Annotated in this window: 17 protein-coding genes and 1 tRNA gene; 12 read left to right on the top strand and 6 right to left on the bottom strand. The window is 65.6% G+C overall.

Annotated elements, in window-relative coordinates:
• The first annotated feature begins 187 nt into the window (after window positions 1-187).
• Window positions 188-391: a hypothetical protein gene (locus K410_RS0117295; protein WP_028136062.1), complete on the top strand. Its 204-nt coding sequence runs from the start codon at window positions 188-190 to the stop codon at window positions 389-391.
• A gap of 109 nt (window positions 392-500) precedes the next feature.
• Here K410_RS0117295 and K410_RS0117290 read toward each other — a convergent pair whose 3' ends face one another.
• Together K410_RS0117290 and K410_RS0117285 are read right to left on the bottom strand one after the other, a co-directional pair.
• The gene (locus K410_RS0117290) at window positions 501-1433 is read right to left on the bottom strand and encodes an autotransporter domain-containing protein (protein WP_155253446.1); all 933 of its coding nucleotides are present in this window, start codon (window positions 1431-1433) and stop codon (window positions 501-503) included.
• A 395-nt stretch (window positions 1434-1828) separates the two neighbouring features.
• Window positions 1829-2080 (bottom strand): hypothetical protein, encoded by a 252-nt coding sequence (locus K410_RS0117285; protein WP_028136060.1) that lies wholly within the window; start codon window positions 2078-2080, stop codon window positions 1829-1831.
• A 239-nt stretch (window positions 2081-2319) separates the two neighbouring features.
• On the opposite strand from K410_RS0117285, the gene K410_RS36890 reads away from it, so the two are divergent.
• Entirely contained in the window at window positions 2320-4530 is a 2211-nt protein-coding gene (locus tag K410_RS36890; RefSeq protein WP_049820070.1) for a caspase family protein, read from the top strand.
• A 16-nt stretch (window positions 4531-4546) separates the two neighbouring features.
• On the top strand, window positions 4547-6043 hold the full coding sequence (locus K410_RS0117275) for a caspase family protein (protein WP_155253445.1): 1497 nt from the start codon (window positions 4547-4549) through the stop codon (window positions 6041-6043).
• A gap of 78 nt (window positions 6044-6121) precedes the next feature.
• Here K410_RS0117275 and K410_RS0117270 read toward each other — a convergent pair.
• Window positions 6122-6198, bottom strand: a tRNA-Asp gene (locus K410_RS0117270).
• A gap of 234 nt (window positions 6199-6432) precedes the next feature.
• On the opposite strand from K410_RS0117270, the gene K410_RS0117265 reads away from it, so the two are divergent.
• A complete protein-coding gene (locus tag K410_RS0117265; protein ID WP_049820069.1) occupies window positions 6433-6762 on the top strand; it encodes an HU family DNA-binding protein in 330 nt (109 codons plus the stop codon).
• A gap of 101 nt (window positions 6763-6863) precedes the next feature.
• A complete protein-coding gene (gene pepT / locus K410_RS0117260; RefSeq protein WP_028136057.1) occupies window positions 6864-8114 on the top strand; it encodes a peptidase T in 1251 nt (416 codons plus the stop codon).
• 57 nt (window positions 8115-8171) lie between these two features.
• Here pepT and K410_RS0117255 read toward each other — a convergent pair whose 3' ends face one another.
• Window positions 8172-9062, bottom strand: coding sequence for a hypothetical protein (locus K410_RS0117255; protein ID WP_028136056.1), 891 nt, complete (start codon window positions 9060-9062; stop codon window positions 8172-8174).
• A 357-nt stretch (window positions 9063-9419) separates the two neighbouring features.
• Between K410_RS0117255 and K410_RS36885 the strand changes: the two genes are divergently transcribed.
• From K410_RS36885 to K410_RS0117225, 6 genes are all read left to right on the top strand, one after another.
• Window positions 9420-9662, top strand: a complete 243-nt coding sequence (locus K410_RS36885) for a hypothetical protein (RefSeq protein WP_049820068.1) — start codon at window positions 9420-9422, stop codon at window positions 9660-9662.
• 120 nt (window positions 9663-9782) lie between these two features.
• Window positions 9783-10145 carry a hypothetical protein gene (locus K410_RS0117245; protein WP_028136055.1) on the top strand — a complete coding sequence of 121 codons (363 nt, stop codon included), beginning with the start codon at window positions 9783-9785 and terminating at the stop codon, window positions 10143-10145.
• Window positions 10146-10200: 55 nt separating this feature from the next.
• Window positions 10201-11475 carry a divalent metal ion exporter subunit IhpA gene (ihpA, locus tag K410_RS0117240; protein WP_028136054.1) on the top strand — a complete coding sequence of 425 codons (1275 nt, stop codon included), beginning with the start codon at window positions 10201-10203 and terminating at the stop codon, window positions 11473-11475.
• Window positions 11472-12449, top strand: coding sequence for a divalent metal ion exporter adaptor subunit IhpB (ihpB, locus tag K410_RS0117235; RefSeq protein ID WP_028136053.1), 978 nt, complete (start codon window positions 11472-11474; stop codon window positions 12447-12449). The genes ihpA and ihpB overlap by 4 nt, the downstream gene beginning before the upstream one ends.
• Complete coding sequence (locus K410_RS0117230) at window positions 12442-15672, top strand: efflux RND transporter permease subunit (protein WP_028136052.1); 3231 nt, start codon at window positions 12442-12444, stop codon at window positions 15670-15672. The genes ihpB and K410_RS0117230 overlap by 8 nt, the downstream gene beginning before the upstream one ends.
• Before the next feature lie 2 nt (window positions 15673-15674).
• Window positions 15675-16652: a cation diffusion facilitator family transporter gene (locus K410_RS0117225; RefSeq protein WP_028136051.1), complete on the top strand. Its 978-nt coding sequence runs from the start codon at window positions 15675-15677 to the stop codon at window positions 16650-16652.
• A gap of 71 nt (window positions 16653-16723) precedes the next feature.
• Here the strand turns inward: K410_RS0117225 and K410_RS0117220 are convergent, their stop codons facing one another.
• Both K410_RS0117220 and K410_RS0117215 read right to left on the bottom strand, forming a co-directional pair.
• Entirely contained in the window at window positions 16724-17761 is a 1038-nt protein-coding gene (locus K410_RS0117220) for an acyltransferase family protein (RefSeq protein ID WP_028136050.1), read from the bottom strand.
• A 126-nt stretch (window positions 17762-17887) separates the two neighbouring features.
• Window positions 17888-18745: a class I SAM-dependent methyltransferase gene (locus tag K410_RS0117215; protein ID WP_028136049.1), complete on the bottom strand. Its 858-nt coding sequence runs from the start codon at window positions 18743-18745 to the stop codon at window positions 17888-17890.
• 207 nt (window positions 18746-18952) lie between these two features.
• Between K410_RS0117215 and K410_RS0117210 the strand changes: the two genes are divergently transcribed.
• Complete coding sequence (locus tag K410_RS0117210; protein ID WP_028136048.1) at window positions 18953-20038, top strand: acyltransferase family protein; 1086 nt, start codon at window positions 18953-18955, stop codon at window positions 20036-20038.
• Window position 20039: the final 1 nt, after the last annotated feature.

The raw sequence follows: 20039 nt of genomic DNA, 5'->3' as shown, positions 1-20039 counted from the left end.
CTGGACGCTCGCCGGGCGCCAGCGGGAGCCGGACGCGACCAGCCGGCCCCCGCCTTCGGCTGCCGAACGACGAAACGAGCCGGGCGGTGAGATGAAACCATTTTGCGGAACCCGCGAAACCATCCGGAAACAGATGGCGCTTAAGACAGGAGCCATAGACGGCGGCAAAGCCCGTCGGGAGGCTCTGATGAACCACTCAATTCACTCTGCTGATCGTGCGACCCACCTGAAGATCGTGGTGGTGGCGCTGGTGGCTGGCATTATGGTGGCCGGCTTCGGGATCGCAGCCCGCACCAATGCCGATTACAGCCAGACCGCCCAGTCCAGCCAGGTGATCAAGGCCGGCAAGCCGGTGGTGGTGACGAGCGCGGGGACGTCGGCGATCCGCTAGGCGACCGAAAGGGCCGATCTGAGAACAAAGGCCGCCCTTCGGGCGGCCTTTTCTTTTGGTTTCAGAGACTTACGAGGAAGTCTTTGAGGTGCTTCGAGAGCTCAGGCTCCTACCAAGTATAGCGAAGGCCGGCCTGACTACCCGCGATCGAGGTTCCGAGTCCGCCAACTCCAGGCAGAAGCGGGTTCGGCACGTTGATGCTGCTGCCGTGAACTTCGAGGTAGGACGACAGCTGCGGCGTCCAGAGCACGTTGACCTTGGCGGAACCACGCAGGCCATTGGTACCAATCATGCCGGCCGCAACGGGGACCGCACCTCCAACGGCGCCGGCGCCGCTCGCATCCACGATCCTGTAGTACTGACCCGAGATCGACGGCTGGATCTTAAAGCCCAGCAAGTCCGCCTCGAATCCGACACGCAAGCCACCGTGAAATTCGGTTGAATCGCCCGCCTTGGTGCCGAAATTGGCGGTATAGCTCTCCGAATAGGTCAACCCCACGGTGGGCTCGATCCACACCGTGTACGGGAAGTCGAACCGATATTGGCCGTTCCAGGTATAGGCCATGCTGCTGCCGTCCGCGGGCGCAACCAGGGCCACGCTGGACGTGTTCCGCGTCCAGCTCGCGAGGGCCGTGAAGTCGGTCGAAAAACCACCGTTGAGATAAGAGAGGGTGCCGGAGGTCGATGGAATTGAGCCATCGGTCGTCACTCCGCCCGTCGTGAAGGTGTGCGCCCACGAATGAGAGCCGGTCGCAATGAAGGTCAGCGCGTCGGTTGCGGTGAAGATGCCGATCCTTGTGACATCGACCGCGCCAGTCATCGTCGCGACGCTGACTTCGACCCCGGACGCCTGCGCCCTGTCGCCGCTGCCGACCAGGTTCGCGCCGTAAAGCCACGCGGCGGGCGGCGGCGCCGCAAGGGCCGGAGCCTTGACGTAAGGATCCTTGGCGTAGGCCAGCGCGCCGAACGGATTGCTGACCTCCCTGGACGCGAAGGGGTTGCGGCGGTCGAAATCCGACTCCTCTGCGCTGAAGCGCAGCATTCCCGGAGGCGCAACGACCCTGCGCTTCTGGATCTGATCGCGAACGGTCTGGATGATGTTCTGGACGGTGTTGTTGATGACTTGCTGCGGAACATTGACCTCCTGTGCCGAGGCCGATCGCGTCGCAAACAGACTAAGCAAAAAAGGTACGGCAACGGCAAAGCCGCGGCGGAGAACTCCTGCCCTCATGGTATTCGATCAGCCCCCTGCTGTTTCAGCCCGAGCCTTGGCGGGAGAAAAATCCCGCAAGCTTCTGGTGCAGAGTTTTATGGGCAGACCACCCGCCGCGTCTTCACCCGATTGGCTGAATTGTGGGGGCGGATGCATCAAGCGCACCCACCTGATACTCATTTGCAACACTTTCCCGGGGCACGGGGGTGTGTGCAGATTTCCGTCTACTCCGCCCCCGCACGGTTTCGCTTCTTCGTGGCGCGAGCCTGCGTTGCCGCTTGGCTTTGTTCCGGACGTTTCGCGGCCTTGCCTGCTTCCCGTGACCGGATGTGTCGCCGCACGTCCTCACGAACGTTCTGGATGATCGTGTCGCGCGACGACTCGGCCGGATCATTGCAGCGGGCCACGCCGCACAAAGCGACGAGCAGCGGAAGGGCGAGCATCGGCGCACGGGCGAAATTGACGGTCCTGATCATCGGGTTCTCCGAACATGTCGCCGGCTTGGGCCGCCCTGCTCGCCCTCAACACAGCGCAGCACGGTTGGTTTCACCGCTCGCGACGGGCAGCTTCTTGGTCGAGGCGTCGCCGGACCCGGTTCACGAAGCGCTGAACACCGGGGCCTTCGGTGTCGTCATCCCGCATCCCTTGATGTAGAATCCACGAACAAGCCGGCCAAGTCCGTTTGTTCGATTTTTCATTTTCTGAGTTTCCACTGATGCCTGGTCATTTCGGGATCTTCGTTCTCGCAAGCGCGCGTCCCGTCTTCAAGTTGCAGGATCTGGCGCGCCGGTTCGCCGTTCTCGGCTGCATCGCGCTGACGATCCTGGTTTCGACGAAACTGCAAGCCGCCGCTGGCGACAGGATCGCGCTCGTCGTCGGCAACAGCGACTATCGCAAGGTCCCCAAACTCATCAACCCCGCCAACGACGCCGCGGACATGGCGGCCTCGCTGGGCCGGCTCGGCTACTCCGTCAGGCACCTCGCCGACCTCGACTACAACCGTTTCCGTCAGGCCCTCATCGAATTCGGCAACGCGGCGAAGACGGCCGACAAGGCGGTGATCTTCTTCGCCGGCCACGGCGTCGAGTTGGACGGCAAGAACTGGCTGATCCCGGTCGATGCCGAGATCAAGTCCGAGATCGACGTCTATGCCGAGGCGATCAATCTCGAGACCCTGATCGACATCTCGGTGATGCCGAAGACGATCGGCCTGGTGGTTCTCGACGCCTGCCGCAATGATCCGTTCGAAACGACCAAGGTTGCCGCTGCGGGGCGCGCGCTGTCGCCGCGGCCGCCCAAGGCGGCTTCCGGCCCGTCCGGAGCCCCGACGCCGCTCGCGGCCGGCGCGCGCGGCCTCGCCCCTGTCGAGGTCAGCGACAACGTGCTCGTTGCCTTCGCGGCCGCTGCCGGCACGACGGCGGCCGACGGCGCCGGGCGCAACAGCCCCTACTCCGGCTCGCTGCTGCGTCATGTCGAAACGCCGCAGCTCGAGATCAACTATCTCTTCCGGATCGTGCACGACGAAGTCTGGAAAGAGACCGGGACGCAGGAGCCGGCGATCTATGGGACGCTCCCGAAGGACGACATCTATCTCTACGGCGAAGCCGCCGTGGCACACGACGATGGTGGAGCCGATGCCGAGCAGCTCGCCTGGGAATTCGTCCGCTCGACCAACGAGATCGCGACCTTGCGTCGTTTCGTCCAGCAATTCCCGGCGAGCCCCCATGCCGCCGCAATCGATCAGCGCATTGCGCAGTTGCAGACCGCCGAAGCCAACGCCTGGACCGTCGTCGAGCGACAGAAGTCGCCCGCAGCCTACCGTGCCTATCTGGATCTCTATCCGTTCGGCGAGCATGTCGAAAGCGCGCGGGTGACGTTGGCTGCGCTCGAGAAGTCGGCGAAGCCGGGCCAGGCCGGCGGCCAGATCGACCTGCCCGCGCCGCCGCCCGCGAGCTATCAGCTCGCATCGGCCGCAACGACCGCCGGCAATTCGGAGGCGATCGAGAAGGCATGGGACGTCCTGAAGGGGTCGCGCGACAAGAGCGTGGTCGGCCGGTTTGCCGAGCGCTACCCGAGCTCGCGCCACAACCGGCTGCCGCCGGGCAGCGACCTTGCATTGCGCCCCGTCAATTCCACCGAACTGATGCTGCGATCGGCCCAGGACGGCGACGTGAACGCCTGCTTCGACGGCGATGCCGCGGCTTGCGTCAGATCCATCAAGACATACCCCGACTACGTCCAGCTGCAATTCCAGCTGTGCCGGTCCAAGGGCAATCCCAGGGGATGCATGGCCAACGCGGTGGCCGAGGCGCGCAGGCGCGGGCTCCTGGTTTCTGCCTATACCCGGTCGGAACAGGAAAAGGTTCGCAATCGCGAATATCGGCGCGTCGTTGCCCGCGTGAATCAGAATGTCGGCAACGTGGTCAGCGGCGTCGTCAGCAATGTGGTCGGCAACGTCGTCAGCAATGCCGTCTCGACGGCGGTCAGCAACGCCGCATCCAGCGCCGCCAGCCGCGCAGCATCGCAGGCCGCATCAAATGCAGCCAGCCGCGCCGCCTCGTCTGCCGCGGCGAACGCCGCCAGCCGCTCGGCGTCGAGTGCCGCATCGAGCGCGGCCGGCAGAGCCGCGTCTGCGGCCGCCTCGAATGCGGCGAGCCGTGTCACCATTCCGTCCGACGTCCGGCTCAAGCAGGACATCACGGCTCTCGGCCGGACGGCCGGCGGTCTCAACCTCTATCGCTACAGATACAAGGGCGATGCGACGTTCTATGTCGGCGTGATGGCGCAGGAGGTCGCACGGCTGGCTCCCGCAGCGGTGTCATCGGGAGTGGACGGGTTCCTGCGCGTTGACTATGGTCTGCTCGGCCTCGATTTTCTGACCTATCGCGACTGGATCGGGCGGCAACCCCATTCCGACATCGACTGAGGGACGCGACTTGATCGTGCGCTGGCTGGCCCTGTTCATCGCCATCGGGCTCCTCTTCGACGCCGAAGCAGATGCCTCCAGCAGCCGCATCGCCCTGGTCGTTGGAAACGCGAGCTACGCGCATGCGCCGCGGCTCGGCACTCCCGTCAACGACGCCGAGGACATTGCCGCAGCTCTCGTCGGCCTCGGCTTCGAGGTCGATCTGCGCAAGGACGCGACCATCGGCGATCTGCACGCCGGACTTGGCGCCTTCACCGAAAAGTCCGCAGGCGCGGACATCGCGATCTTCTATTTTGCCGGATACAGCGCAGCTGCGGGTGTCGGCGGTTACCTGATCCCTGTCGATGCGCATCTGGCGACGCCTCAGTCCGCGATCGCGGAGACCGTTCCCTTGGCTGCGGTGACGGCCGCCGCGGCGCGGGCCCGCCGGCTGGGCTTGGTGATCCTGGATGCCCTGCGGGAGAACCCGTTTCCTGCCACGCCGGATGGCCGCCGCAACGGCGCTTCCACTGCCTCGGCCGCACGAGCACCGATCCGCAACACGCTGATGTTCTTTCCGGCGGAGCCGGGTCGCACGGCGGAAGAAGGCGAAGGCCGCAACAGTCCTTTTGCTGCTGCGCTGCTCAAATACCTGCCGCAAGCCGACCTCGAGATCAACTTCATGTTTCGCAACGTTCGCGACGACGTCCGGCTGGCAACGCGGCGCAAGCAGACGCCGTACATGTATGGCCAGCTCTCCAAGGAGAGGATCTATCTCAATCCCGTGAAGCAGGTCGCGCACGGTGATCCCGCCGTCCTGCAGCGCTGCGACAATTCCGTTGCCGGCCTCGCGGAAGCGCGGGCGATCGGCGCCGACCAGGACGAGGCGCGAGAGAACCCGATCGCGGTCGCAGCGGTTGCGGCGTGCTCGGATGCGGTCAAGCTGTCTCCGGGAGCGGACCGGCTGCACTATCAGCTCGGGCGCTCACTGCTCGCCGCGCGCGACTACGCCGGGGCGATGGCGAGCTACAAGGCGGCATCCGAACTCGGCAACGCGCGGGCGCTCTACGAGCTCGGATTGATGTACGAGAGCGGCAACGGTGTCGAGAAAGATCCCGCCCGCGCCCGCTTCTACTACGAAATGGCCGCCGAGAAGAAGATTGCGCCGGCGCTCGTCAGCCTCGGCCTGCAACAGGAGCGCGGAATCGGCACGGCCAGCGACCCGGCACGAGCCTATGCCTTGTACCAGCGGGCCGCCGAGCTCGGCGATGCGACCGCCCTCAACAGGATGGGCGAGCTGGCCGAGAAAGGACTGGGGACCAGGCAGGACCTGAAATCGGCTCGGGCCTTCTACCAGAAGAGCGCCGCGATGGGCGAACTCGAAGCCATGGTCAATCTCGCCCGATGCTACGCCAATGGGATCGGCGGCCCGCGCGATCTAAGCCAGGCCAGACGGCTTCTGGCCAAGGCGGCGCAGGCCGGCAGCGCGAACGCCCGGCGCATCCTGGCTCATGTCGAGCCTAAAGCGCGATAGGTGGCGGCCACGGCGGCGAAACAGCCCCGGAGGCGGCTGGGAGCTCAAAGAGCAACTGCTTGATTTGTTTGCCAAAAATGGCGCGAGAGACGGGGCTCGAACCCGCGACCTCCGGCGTGACAGGCCGGCGCTCTAACCAACTGAGCTACTCCCGCGTGACGCGTATGTGTCCGCGCGGAACGAGGGGGGAATTAAAGGCGGGCCCGGGTGAAGTCAAGGACGTTGGCACCCAAAGCCGGAATACTCCCGTCTCGTCACGATCGCGTAGCGCGGCTGCTCCCTCCACGCGCGCGACGTAGTCAATTCGGTCCCGAATCGTCTACGGCTTCCGTGACTTGTGCGGTTCCCGGGCTCGCGCTCATGGCCGCCAGGAATCGAGGAGGCCAGACATGTCCAAGAAGGATTTGGCTAAGAAGGACGCGGCCAAGAAGGCGGCCACTCCCGCCACGATCACGCTCAAGCACCTCGCCGCCGATATCGCCGAGAGCCAGGACCTCTCGAAAAAGCACGCCGAGGCGGTCCTGACCGACATGGTCGACCTGATCGCCAAGCACCTGAGGAAGGGCGACCGCGTCCGCATTGTCGGCCTCGGCATCCTCCAGGTCCGCAAGCGCGCCGCCCGCACCGGCCGCAATCCCTCAACCGGCGAGGCGATCCACATCAAGGCCAGCAAGAAGGTCACCTTCCGTCCGGTCAAGGAACTGAAAGAGGCGATCTGAGGCAAGGTTTCGTTAGGCCTGATCTCATCTCGATCCAGCCGCGACGCGGCCCGCTTTCTGATATACCGCCTGTCATCCCTGACCCCGGCGGTTTGACCAGAATGTCCTCCCTCACCTTTTCGCATACCGTGACCGAACGCTTCCTGCGCTACGTCACCATCGACACCCAGTCCGATCCGGCATCCCCCCGCTCGCCCTCGACCGAGAAGCAGAAGGATCTCGGCCGCGTGCTCGCTGCCGAGCTGAAGGCCATGGGCGTCGCGGACGCGCATCTCGACGATTACGGCTATGTCTACGGCACCATCCCGGCCAACACCGACAAGAAGGTGCCGGTGATCTGCTTCTGCTCGCATATGGACACCTCGCCCGACGTGACCGGCAAGGACGTCAAGCCGCAGATCTGGAAGAATTATCGCGGCGGCGACATCACCCTGCCCGGCGACCGCAGCCAGGTGATCCGCTTCAATGAGCATCCGGCGCTGAAGAACCAGATCGGCAACGACATCATCACCACCGACGGCACGACGCTATTGGGCGCCGACAACAAGGCCGGCGTCGCCGAGATCATGGATGCCGCGCATTTCTTCATCAACAATCCCGAGGTGAAGCACGGCACCATCAAGATCCTGTTCACACCGGACGAAGAGATCGGCCGCGGGGTCGACAATGTCGACCTGAACAAGCTCGGCGCCGATTTCGGCTACACCATGGACGGCGAAAGCGCCGGCTGCGTCGAGGACGAGACCTTCTCGGCCGACGGCGCCACCATCACCATATCAGGCGTCAGCGCTCATCCCGGCTACGCCAAGGGCAAGATGGAGCACGCCATCAAGATTGCGGCCGCCATCGTCGAGCGGCTGCCTCGCGAAGGCTGCTCGCCGGAGACGACCTCGGGCAAGCAGGGCTTTCTGCATCCGATCGGCATCGAGGGCGCGCTGGAGCAGGCGACGTTGTCCTTCATCGTCCGCGACTTCACCGAGGAAGGGCTGAAGGAGAAGGAGGACCTGCTCGAGACCATCGTCAAGGACGTGATGAAGGACTATCCGCGCTCGACCTACAAGTTCGAGGTGAAGGAGCAGTACCGCAACATGAAGCAGGTGATCGACCGTCACCCGCACGTGCTCGAATACGCCATCGAGGCGATCCGCCGCGCCGGACTTCGTCCGATGCGCACCGCGATCCGCGGCGGCACCGACGGCTCGCGCCTGTCCTTCATGGGCCTGCCCTGCCCCAACATCTTCGCCGGCGAGCACGCCTTTCATTCCCGGCTCGAATGGGTCAGCCGGCAGGACATGGAAAAGGCGGTGCAGACCATCGTCCATCTCGCGATGATCTGGGAGGAGAAGGCCTGAGGCCTCCCGACGGCGTCCGGCATGGCCGGGCTGGCGCCCGGCCATTGGTTTTCGAGCTTACGGCACCGGCATCGCGCGTGGATTGCGATGGAAGCGATTTGAGCTCGACATCCAGTTCGGCAACGGCTCTCCATCGCGATGCCGTCCGCCGGCAACCGCCGCCGCCCAGGCCACCGCGGCGCCGATCAGGGTCGCGGCTGCGACCGAGAATGCGACGATGATCGAGTTGCGCCGCGCACGGTTGATCGCCGTCTTCGAATCCGCGATCAGCGCATCGACGCGCCGCTCGGCGTCGGGGGCCTGCAGCCCCGTCAGACCAGCAACCTGTTGCACCAGATAGGTCCGGTCGTCGGCGCTGACGCCGCTGTGGCTGGACGACGTCATCAGAATGCGGCCAGCTTCAGCACGCGCCTCCCTCAGATCGATGTTCGGCGCGCGGCGGGGCGCGCGGAACAGCTTGTCGAGCTCATAGCTCAACAGTGGCTCGGCCGCGGAGGTATTGCTGGCGGAGCTCCGCATCGGCGAACGGTCGAGCGCGGCAGCGCCGAGAAGCGCAAGCAGAGCCGCGCCGGCCAGCACCGCCAGGGCCCAGGAGGTCAGCCCGTGCAGGCCGTCCCGGCGCTCGCCATCATCCTCGATCGTTGCCAGCGCAGGCGCCGGTCGGGTCGTCCGACCGGCGATGTAGCCGCCGAAGCCGAAGCTGATGATCGCCTGGATGATCAAATAGAGCCCGGAGAGCAGCGCCAGCGCTGCCGAGGCATCGCGCCAGGTCGGCGAGGCCGAACTGACCCCCAAGCCGACCGCGACACCAAATCCGACCAGGATGAACGACATTGCGCTGGCGGCGAGAGCGCCCGCGAACACCGAGCTCCACTGGATGGTTCGGGGGGCGTCGCCCTCCAGGCCGCCTTCGATGATTTCTTCCCGCATGAGCGTTTCGACCGTCATCGCGGCGCTCTCAGCGCAAGCCGAAGAACGACAGGATCGCCATGATGACGACGATCAAGCCGATCAGGTAAATCAATCCGTCCATTGTCCGTCCTCCTCAGTTTCTTCTGACCGCTAATCGCGACGTATGAGGAACGTTCCAAATAGGACAGATCGGCGGGAACGAAGGCGCGAGATGCGAATTGAGTGCTGGAGTCCCGAGGATGAAGATTGTGAGCACAAGGCCTCAGCCGGTGAGATCCGGCTGGGGCCTTTCCGTGTCTGCCCGCCCACCGCCTCCTGTCCTATGTTAACGACGCCAAGCTCGGGATCATCGAAGATGCGATCGGGGCGGAACCTGTAGATCGGGAGAGCCGCGTGGATCGCAGAACGGCGTGCCTGCATCAGGCGGATGCATTCCGGGAGAAGGCCCTTGCCGATCCCGAGCACCACGACCAATGGATCGACGAAGCCATCAAGTGGCTGGAACGGGCAATGGAGGCCGGTCGTCGCGCCGCGATTGCTGTGGAGACCGACGAAGGCAGCCACGGTCCGGAGGCGAACCGTACGCCCCTCATCGAAACCACGGATTCGCATCGCCGCATCATCGCCCGCCAGTAAGAGCCGATCGCGGCGCACGCGTCGCTGCGGCAATTGTTCCAGGGACGTAACAATGTTGCGGGTCGACACTGTTCCGGCCGCCATGCTAGGCCGGGCATCGACCGTAACGAGAGTGACGTCGTGCTTGCCAACCGCCAGCCCTCAGGAACCTGCCGCCCGCGCCATTGGCGCGGAGTGCTGTCCGCGCTGATCGCGGTGATCTATCTGCTCGCGGGCGCGCTGCACGGCGCGCACGACATCGACGTCACCACGCCCGGCGGCGGCTCGGAGATCGCCGCGGTCCTGGACGGACCCTCGGACCATGGCGACGACAGGGCCATCGGCGGACATCATTGCCATGGCTGCTTCTCGTTGACGGTCACCCAGCCGGCGCCATCGGCGGCATTGGTCGCCCCTGTGCCGGCAACACGCCCGCAACATGCCTCCCGGCTCGCCGGCATCATCCCCGATACCGATTCTCCGCCTCCCAAGCACATTGCCTGAACGGATTGGTCGGGCGTTCCGCGCCCATTGAGTTCATCCTTCACAGGTCGGTTTCATGTTTCGCAAGGGAATGGCCGCGCGCCTCGTGTGCGCGGCAGCGTGCCTGATTGCAGGCGCGGCGCTCACACCGTCGCAGGCCCAGACTTTGACGATGCGCAGTGCACTGTCGCGCGCGCTGGCCGCGAGCCCGCGGCTGACGGCGGCGGAGCGCGACGTCGGCATCGCCACGGGCCAGCGCATCCAGGCCGGCGCGCTGCTCAATCCGGAGCTGTCCTACGAGCAGGACGATTCACTCGGCTCCGGCAAATATCGCGGGACGCGATCGGCCGAGACCACGCTGCAGATCAGCCAGGCCTTCGAGTTGTTCGGCAAGCGCGACGCGCGGATCGCCGCCGGAGCGGCCGGCGTCGAAGTCGCGGCGATCCAGCGCAAGGCCGTCAGGCTCGAGGTGCTGTCCGAGACCGCGATCGCCTTCCTCAGCGTGCTCGGCGCGCAGCGCCGCATCCAGATCCTCGACGAGCAGATAGCCGCGATCGACCGGCTGACCCCGCTGCTGCGCCGCCGCGTTGAGGCCGGGGCCTCCTCACCGGCCGAGACCGGCCGCGCCGAGGTCGCCTCCGCCCTGGTGAAGGCCGACCGCGAACGCTTCAAGGCGACGCTGGCCAGCGCCCGGCGCGAACTCGCGGTGCTAATGGGCGATCCCGCCACGCAATTCGGCGAGGTCTCCGGCCGGCTCGATACCATGGGCAAGCCGCCGACGTTCCAATCCGTCGTCGCCGCCATCGACGCCAATCCGCAGCTGGTGCGCTGGACCGCGGTCTTTGCCCAGCGCAACGCCGAGCTCTTGCTGGCGCGGCTCAAGCCCTATCCGGACGTGCGGATCGCGGCCGGCTGGCGTCATTTCAACGAAACCAATGACGATGCCGTGCGCTTCACACTTTCGGTGCCCATTCCCGTGTTCGACCGCAACCAGGGCAACATCCTCTCGGCGCAGGAGAGCCTTGCCAAGACCAAGGCCGAGCGCGAGGCCAACCGCAACACGCTGATCGTGATTGCCGGCCGCGCCTACGACTCGCTGCAGGGCTCGCTGCGCGAGCTCGCGGTGCTGCGCGAGATCGCCATTCCCAAGGCGGTTGAGGCCTCCGAGGCGATCTCGCAAGGCTACGGCCAGGGCCGCTTCACCCTGCTCGAGGTGCTCGACGCCCAGGCCAGCGTCACCCAGGCGCGGCTGCGCGAGCAGGAGGCGCTGCAGAACTTCCATGCAGGGGTGGCGACCATCGAAGGCCTTGTCGGCAATCCCTTTACGCTGGCGCGGGAGAGCGCACGATGAAGATGTCCTCCACCGTTCTCGTCGCACTCGTTGCCGCCGCGCTCGGCGCTTACAGTTACTCTCTGCTCGCGCCGGCCAAGGTCGCACACACCGAGCATGCCGAGCATTCCGAACACAAGAAGCCGAACGACCATGTCGAGCAGGACGAGCACGGCGCCGACCGCATCCGCATCTCCGACGTCAAGCTGGCGGCTGCCGGCGTCACGCTGGCGGAAGCCGCGAGCGCGACGCTGACCGACACGCTCGCCTTCAACGGCATCCTGCGCGCGAACCAGGAAGCCGTGGTCCAGGTGACGCCGCGCTTTCCGGGCCTCGTCAAATCGATCCTGAAGCGCATCGGCGACAAGGTCGCCAAGGACGACCTGCTGGCCGCGATCGAGAGCAACCAGAGCCTGACCGTCTACGAGCTGAAGGCGCCGATGGCTGGAACCGTCATCGAGCGGCAGATCTCGCTCGGCGAATACGCCTCCGAGCAGAAGCCGGCTTTCGTCGTCGCCGACCTCTCCACCATCTGGGTCGATCTGTCGATCTACCGGCAGGACCTCCGGCGCGTCCGCCTCAACGACGAGGTGCTGATCGATCCCGACGACGGCCGCGGCGAGATCAGGGGCACGATCTCCTACATGGCGCCGATCGGCTCGAGCGAGACCCAGACCGCATTGGCCCGCGTGGTGCTGCAAAACCCGGACGGACGCCTGCGTCCCGGCCTGTTCGTCACGGCGCGGCTGATCCTCGCCGCGCGCAACGTCGCGGTCGCCGTGCGCCGGAGCGCGATCCAGACGCTGGAAGGCCGGACCATCGTGTTCGTGCGCGAGGACGGAGACAAGATCGAAGCCCGCCCGGTGGAAACAGGGGATTCCGATCCGAGATTCGTCGAGATCAAGGCCGGGCTCGCGGCCGGCGAGCACTACGTCGCAGAGAACAGCTTCGTCGTGAAAGCGGAGATGGGCAAGGGCGAGGCCGAGCATGATTGAGCGCCTCATCGCAGCCTCGCTTGCCCAGCGCTGGCTGGTCCTCCTGCTCGCGCTCGGCGCCGTCGCTTTCGGGGCCTGGAACTTCCAGCGCCTGCCGATCGACGCCGTCCCGGACGTCACCAACGTTCAGGTCCAGATCAACACCCGCGCGCCCGGCTATTCGCCGCTCGAGACCGAGCAACGCATCACCTTCCCGGTCGAGACCGCGATGGGAGGGCTGCCGAAACTCGACTACACCCGCTCGCTGTCGCGCTACGGCCTCAGCCAGGTGACGGTCGTCTTCAAGGACGGCACCGACATCTTCTTCGCCCGCCAGCTCGTCGGCGAACGGATCCAGCAGGTGAAGGACCAGCTGCCTGTCGGCGTCGAGGTCGCGATGGGCCCGGTCTCGACCGGGCTCGGCGAAATCTTCATGTACACGGTCGAGGCCAAAAGGGACGACAAGACGGGCGCGAAGACGCAAGGCGGACACGATTATTCGCTGACCGATTTGCGCACCGTGCAGGACTGGATCATCAAGCCGCAGCTTCGCAACGTGCCCGGCGTGATCGAGATCAACACCATCGGCGGCTTCGAACGGCAATTCCACGTGCTGCCTGATCCCGGCAAGCTGATGGCCTACCGGCTCGGCTTCCGCGACGTGATGACGGCGCTGGCCGCCAACAACGCCAATGTCGGCGCCGGCTATATCGAGCGCAACGGCGAGCAATATCTGGTGCGCTCGCCGGGGCAGGTCGGCAACATCGCCGAGATCCAGGACGTCGTGATCGGCTCGCGCGGCGGCAATCCCGTCAGGATCAGGGACGTCGCGACCGTCACCGAGGGCCGCGATCTGCGCACCGGCGCTGCGACACGCGACGGCGAGGAAACCGTGCTCGGCACCGCCATGCTGCTGATCGGCGAGAACAGCCGCACGGTGGCGCGCCGCGTCGCGGCCCGGCTCGAGGACATCGCCAAGTCGCTGCCCGAAGGCGTCGTGACGCGCACCGTCTACGATCGCACCGACCTCGTCGAAGCCACTATCCGCACCGTCAGGAACAACCTGCTGGAGGGCGCGGCGCTGGTGGTGGCGGTGCTGTTCCTGATCCTCGGCAACATCCGCGCCGCGCTCGTGGTGGCCTGCGTCATTCCGCTGTCGATGGCGATGACGATCACCGGCATGGTCGAGACCAAGGTCAGCGCCAACCTGATGAGCCTGGGCGCGATCGATTTCGGCATCATCGTCGACGGCGCCGTGATCATTGTCGAGAATTGCCTGCGCATGCTGGCTGTGGCCCAACGCGAGAAAGGCGGCCTGCTCACGACCACGGAGCGGCTGCGCGCGATCCTGCGCGGGTCGAGCGAAGTCATCAAGCCGAGCCTGTTCGGAACGCTGATCATCGCGGTGGTCTATCTGCCCGTGCTGACGCTGACCGGCGTCGAGGGCAAGATGTTCACGCCGATGGCGCTGACCGTGCTGATGGCGCTGGGCGCCGCCGTGCTGTTCTCCGTCACTTTCGTGCCGGCGGCGGTGGCGATCTTCGTCACCGGCAAGGTGTCCGAGCACGAAAACCTGTTCATGCGGATGGCCAAGCGCGGCTATCTCCCCCTGCTCCGCTGGGCCATCGACAACCGCGCGGCCGTCGCCATCATGGCCGGGCTCATTGTCATCGCCAGCGGGATCGCCGCTTCGCGCATGGGCGGCGAGTTCATTCCGAGCCTGGACGAAGGCGACGTCGCGCTTGCCTCGATCCGGATTCCCGGCACCAGCCTGACGCAATCGCTGGACCTGCAGAAGGCGTTGGAAAAGCGCGTTACGCAGATACCGGAGGTAAAGGAGTTCTTCACCCGCATCGGCACCGCCGAGATCGCGACCGATCCGATGTCGCCGGCGCAGACCGACGGCTATATCATGCTCAAGCCGCGCAGCGAATGGCCCGACCCGGACAAGCCGAAAGCGGAGGTGGTCGAGGCCATCGACCATGCCGCGGACGACATTCCGGGCAGCGCCTATGAACTTTCCCAGCCGATCCAGTTCCGGGTCAACGAGCTGACCTCCGGCGTGCGCAGCGATGTCGGCGTCAAGATTTTCGGCGACGACCTCGACATCCTGCAAGGGGCCGCAAAGCAGGTCGAGGCCGCGATCCGCGGCATCCGAGGCGCCAGCGACGTCAAGATCGAGCAGGTCGCAGGCCTGCCGATCCTCACGGTCCGCCTCGACCGCCAGGCGCTCGCCCGCTACGGCCTCAGCGTCGCCGAGGTGCAGGGCATCGTCGAGATCGCCGTCGGCGGCAAGTCCGCGGGCAAGCTGTTCGAGGGCGATCGCCGTTTCGACATCGTGGTCCGCCTGCCCGAACATTTGCGCGGCAATCTCGAGGCGATCCGGGCGATCCCGATTCCGCTGCCGCCCGGCGAGGACGCCGGCTCCGGCCCGGCCATTCGAACGACATTGGCGGCCTCTCCCCTCGCCCAGATGCGCTACGTGCCGCTGTCGTCGGTCGCGACCGTCGATGCGACGCCCGGGCCCAACCAGATCAGCCGCGAGAACGGCAAGAGACGGATCGTCGTCACCGCCAATGTCCGCGCGCGCGACCTCGGTTCCTTCGTGGCCGAGGCCGAGGCGGCGGTGGCCGAGAAGGTCAAGCTGCCGCCGGGCTATTTCATCGGCTGGGGCGGCCAGTTCGAGCAGCTGGTCTCGGCGACCAAGCGGCTGACCATCGTGGTGCCGGTGGCGCTGCTGATGGTGTTCCTGCTGCTGTTCATGAGCATGGGATCGGCGGCCGACGCTGCGCTGGTGTTCTCCGGCGTGCCGCTGGCGCTGACCGGCGGCGTTGCGGCGCTGTTGCTGCGCGACATCCCCTTGTCCATCAGCGCCGGCGTCGGCTTCATCGCGCTGTCGGGCGTTGCCGTGCTCAACGGACTCGTCATCATCGCCTTCATCGAGCGGCTGCGCAGCGAGGGACGATCCGTTATCGAGGCTGTTCGCGAAGGCGCGCTGACGCGGCTGCGGCCGGTGCTGATGACGGCCCTCGTCGCCTCGCTCGGCTTCGTGCCGATGGCGCTCGCCACCGGCGCCGGCGCCGAGGTGCAGCGGCCGCTCGCGACCGTGGTGATCGGCGGCATCATCTCCTCGACCATCCTGACGCTGCTGGTGCTGCCGGCGCTCTACGTGCTGTTCCGCCGTGACGGAACGCGCGAAACGCCTACAATGACGCCCGATTTGGCGGCGTCCGGGGAGCGCTAGAATTGGACCACGACCACCACGGTCACCATCACCACGACCATGCCGGCCATTCGCATGATCATGGTCATGGCCATTCGCATGATCACGGACACGGCCATGTCCATGCCCCCGCCAATTTCGGCAAGGCGTTCGCGCTCGGCATTTCGCTCAACATCGCGCTGGTCGTCGCCGAGGCGATCTACGGCTACATCGGCAACTCCACCGCCCTGCTCGCCGACGCCGGCCATAACCTGTCCGACGTGCTCGGCCTCGTCATCGCCTGGGGCGCCTCGATCGCAGCCCGCCGCGCGCCGAGCGGCCGCTTCACCTACGGTTTTCGTGCCTCCACCATCCTGGCCGCACTGGCCAACGCGGTGTTTCTGCTGGTCGCGACCGGTGCGATCGGCTGGGAGGCGATCCTGCGCCTGCGCGAGCCGGAGCCGGTCGCGGGCGTCACCGTGATGGCGGTCGCCGGCATCGGCATCGTCATCAACGGCTTCACCGCGCTGCTGTTCGCGCGCGGACGCGAGGACGACATCAACATCGAGGGCGCGTACCTGCATATGGCGGCGGACGCCGCGGTCTCGCTCGGCGTCGTGATCTCGGCGGCACTGATCATCTGGACCGGCTGGCTCTGGCTCGATCCCGTCACCAGCCTCGTCATCTGCGCGACGATCCTGTGGAGCACCACCAGCCTCTTGCGCGGCTCCATCGACATGTCGATGGCCGCGGCACCCAAGGGCACCGACCTCGCCGCGATCAGGGCGTTCCTGCTGGCCCGCCCGGGCGTCTCGGCGATCCACGATCTCCATGTCTGGCCGATCTCGACCACCGAGACGGCGCTGACCTGCCACCTCGTCATGCCCGCCGGCACCGACGATGCGTTCCTGATGGAGACGGCGCAGCTCTTGAAGACGTCATTCCGCATCGGCCACACCACGCTTCAGGTCGAGACCCATCCCGACAACGGCTGCGCGCTGGCGCCGGATGACGTGGTGTGAGCCATTGCGCTGCCCGCGCCAATTGTCCCGCGTGCGAAGGAACGACCCCGATGACGCGGCAAGGACGTCGGTTATGTCACCGCATCGGGGCGCTGTCCGCCGGCGACGGCACCGCTGGTCCTCGAGCGCTGCGCGAGCCAGCGCGCCGCCCAGCGATTGATCGGGCGCTCGAAGCACATCCAGGACGCCGACGCGATGGCGAGGAGAAGCGCGAGCAGAATCCAGCGCCACATCTCACCGGTGCCCGGGTCGAGCTGCTTTCGCAGCGCCAGCCAGGGCAGGATCAAGAACAATGGCCAGTGCCAGATGTAGAGGCCATAAGAGATGTCGCCAAGCTTCACGCCGAGGCGCGGCGCAGCCGGCAAGAGCGCAAGCCCGGCAACGGCGAGCCAGCATGCGACCGGCGTCATCCATGACGACAAGGGCAGCCCGAATGCGTAAACCCAGATCGCGAGCGTCAGCAACGCCAGACTGGAGCGCCAGCTAGGCTGAAGTCGCGAAACCGTCATGTAGGCGAACACCCCTGCGGCAAAGTCGGCGTAATGATCGTCACCGAAACGCGAGATCTGCGGAGGCTGTGGCGCTATTTCAGTTCCGATGGCAGCAGCGGCAATGCACCAGAGCAACAACAGCCTGACGCCGCCGATCGGGATGAGGATGGCGGAGACGATGTAGAAAATGACTTCGTATTCGAGTGTCCAGCCCACCGCATTCATCGGTGTCTGTTGCGGGATGATCAGGAGCGACTTCAGCACCCGGCCGAACTCGATCTCATGCGGCGGGCCACCAATGCTGCGGCTGAAGAGCACGATCATGACGAGCGTGGCCAGGGCATTGAGGGGATAGATCCGGAAGAATCGTTTGGCGAGGAAGCTGGTGGGCGTATAGCCCGGCGCCTTCGAGACGTAGCAAACGATGAAACCGGAAATCGCAAAGAAGAGATCGACGCCGGCCGCACCGCGATCGGCCAAGAACCGCCAAGTATGGAGCCCGGCTGGATCAAAGTATTTCAGCGCGAGATGCGTATGGAAGTAAAAGACCGCCAGGGCGGCGAATGCGCGCCCGAGCTGGATGCCTGGCAGCCGCCCATGAAGCTGAGTATCGGACATTTGAGGCTGCGATTAGCAGAATGCACGGTCTGGCACAACCACACCGCTTTCACCTCTGATCGCGCAATTCAGCTCAGCCTCCTCGTCCGTCTGTCACGGTCATAGATCGGCACCGCCGCGGCAGCCTCACCCCGCCTTCGCCGTCACGATCCAGATCGCGCCCTGCAGCTCGACGCGCTGCCCCTTCAGGAACGGCGCGAGCGTCTCGCGGATCGAAGCCTTGGCCGTCTCATATGTCTCGGGCGGATGGCCCTGCAGGGCACGGCTGGCCGGGCCGATCTGCAACGCGCCGTCGACCGCCGCATCGAGGCCGCCGCCGATCGCAACATCCATCGGCAGATTGTGCGGCTCCATCGCCGCGTCGACGAAGCCGGCCGCTTTGAGGATTCGCATCACGCGCTCCTCCGAGGCGAAGGCGAACGGGCCGGGCTCCTCCGGCCCGACCGGCGGCATCTTCGGCACGTGCTTGTAGACCGCCATCAGCGGCGCCATCATCCAGGGATTGTCCTTCGGCTCGCGCCAGCAGGCGAAGGCGAGCCGGCCGGACGGCTTCAGCGCTCGGCGGAGGTTGGTGAAGGACGCAACGGGATCGGCAAAGAACATCACGCCGAAGCGTGAGGCGAGCAGATCGAAGCTGGCCGGCTCGAACGGATGGACCGTCGCATCCGCCAGCACGAAATCGAGCGGCAGGCCTTTTGGTGCCAGCGCACGCGCCTGCGACAGCATCGGCTCGGACACGTCGAGGCCGAGCGCGAAGCCGTTCGGCGCAACAGCCCTGGCGAAAGCGAGCGTCGTCGCGCCGGAGCCGCAGCCGACGTCGAGGACGCGCTCACCCGGCTTCGGCCGGGCACGGTCGATCAGCACGTCGGCAATGGGTCCGAGCAGGTTTTCCTGGGCCGCGTGGCGATCGGCCCAGCGCTGCCCGCTCGGGCCGTTCCAATAGGCGATCTGGTCGGCGTTTTGCTCGTGGCCAGGCTGTTGCATCGCATTCTCCCTCGAACCGCCGGTCGTCCGCCAAACCAGAAGACGCTTATCCGCATGCAGTTCCCGGACGCAAGACCAATTCCAGCGAGACTATCCCAGTGCCGCCGCCGTCGCGCGCAGTCAGGCACCGGACCGGCGTGAGCACGGGGTCCGGAGTTGACACAATGGGAAGCCACTGTTCTAACTTCGGAAACCTGAGGAAACCCTTTGAAATCCGAACGATCGGTCGGCATCGATTGCCTGCGCGCCATCTCCATCATCTGGGTGCTGCTCTACCATTTTGTCCCGCTGCAGGCCTTCAACCGGGGCACGTTCGGCGTGCTGTTGTTCTTCATCATCAGCGGCTATTGCATCGCATTCAGCGCCGAGACGTCGCAAACGGCCTGGCACTTCTATGCCAAGCGGCTCGGCCGCCTGCTTCCGGCGCTGATCGTCTGCGGCTTCCTGACGACGCTGTTCAAGTTTCTGGCGCCCGAGCTGGTCGAGCCCGGCCGTGGGCTGAAATGGGTCCACTACATCTACACGCTGATCGCGCTTCCGACGCTCAACGTCCTGCAGGTGAACTACAACTTGCCCGACGGTGCCTATTGGTCGTTGCAGATCGAGTTTCAATTCTACTTCTTCTGCTTCCTGATGATGGTGCTGGGGCTCAAGCAACGGCTGCTGGCGCTGCTGTGCGCCGTGACCATCTTCCGGACGGTGACCACCAGCACGGACTATTACACCTCCAACGATTTCTTTCCGTTCTTCATCGCCGGCATGAGCGTGGCTGCCCTTGTCAGGGGACGCACCAGGGAGGCGATCGCGGGGATCATCGTGGCGTTCTCGGTGGAGCTCTATCATCTGAAGATGGGCGTCAAGCAGCCGTCCGCCCAGATCGAGCTGTACCGGTCGCTGCTGCTGTGGTTTGGCACGGCCGCTGTCTATCTTGCCGCACGGTATGACCACCTTCTGCCACGGTGGTCGAGCGCCCTCGCCTTCATCGGCGTCATCAGCTATCCGCTCTACCTGATTCATCAGGACGTCGGGATGATGATCCTGCACTGGGCGCATGTGGGCCGTGACTCCGCGGGCGACATGCTGATCCGCGCGTTCGTGCTTCCTGCATTCCTCGCTGCCGTCGCCTGGCTGGTCTACGCGCTGGTCGAAAAACCCACCATCAAGCCGCTGACCCGTTTCCTGACCGATCCGATCGGCTGGCTTCGGCAATGGCAGCCGGCCATGGCGCGAGGCGGGTACAAGGCCACAGAGCGCAGCGGCGACGTCGCGCGCCAGGATTTGCCGATCGGGTGAC

It is taken from the genome of Bradyrhizobium sp. 22 (genome assembly GCF_000482425.1).
In the GTDB taxonomy this organism is placed as follows: domain Bacteria; phylum Pseudomonadota; class Alphaproteobacteria; order Rhizobiales; family Xanthobacteraceae; genus Bradyrhizobium; species Bradyrhizobium japonicum_B.
This window is presented reverse-complemented; position numbering and strand designations above follow the sequence as displayed.

What these genes read in the sequence shown, in the direction of transcription:
- K410_RS0117295 (WP_028136062.1), top strand. Translation starts at nt 188, where the DNA reads ATGAACCACTCAATTCACTCTGCTGATCGTGCGACCCACCTGAAGATC.
- K410_RS0117290 (WP_155253446.1), bottom strand. Translation starts at nt 1,433, where the DNA reads ATGCTGCGCTTCAGCGCAGAGGAGTCGGATTTCGACCGCCGCAACCCC.
- K410_RS0117285 (WP_028136060.1), bottom strand. Translation starts at nt 2,080, where the DNA reads ATGATCAGGACCGTCAATTTCGCCCGTGCGCCGATGCTCGCCCTTCCG.
- K410_RS36890 (WP_049820070.1), top strand. Translation starts at nt 2,320, where the DNA reads ATGCCTGGTCATTTCGGGATCTTCGTTCTCGCAAGCGCGCGTCCCGTC.
- K410_RS0117265 (WP_049820069.1), top strand. Translation starts at nt 6,433, where the DNA reads ATGTCCAAGAAGGATTTGGCTAAGAAGGACGCGGCCAAGAAGGCGGCC.
- pepT (WP_028136057.1), top strand. Translation starts at nt 6,864, where the DNA reads ATGTCCTCCCTCACCTTTTCGCATACCGTGACCGAACGCTTCCTGCGC.
- K410_RS0117255 (WP_028136056.1), bottom strand. Translation starts at nt 9,062, where the DNA reads ATGACGGTCGAAACGCTCATGCGGGAAGAAATCATCGAAGGCGGCCTG.
- ihpA (WP_028136054.1), top strand. Translation starts at nt 10,201, where the DNA reads ATGTTTCGCAAGGGAATGGCCGCGCGCCTCGTGTGCGCGGCAGCGTGC.
- ihpB (WP_028136053.1), top strand. Translation starts at nt 11,472, where the DNA reads ATGAAGATGTCCTCCACCGTTCTCGTCGCACTCGTTGCCGCCGCGCTC.
- K410_RS0117230 (WP_028136052.1), top strand. Translation starts at nt 12,442, where the DNA reads ATGATTGAGCGCCTCATCGCAGCCTCGCTTGCCCAGCGCTGGCTGGTC.
- K410_RS0117220 (WP_028136050.1), bottom strand. Translation starts at nt 17,761, where the DNA reads ATGTCCGATACTCAGCTTCATGGGCGGCTGCCAGGCATCCAGCTCGGG.
- K410_RS0117215 (WP_028136049.1), bottom strand. Translation starts at nt 18,745, where the DNA reads ATGCAACAGCCTGGCCACGAGCAAAACGCCGACCAGATCGCCTATTGG.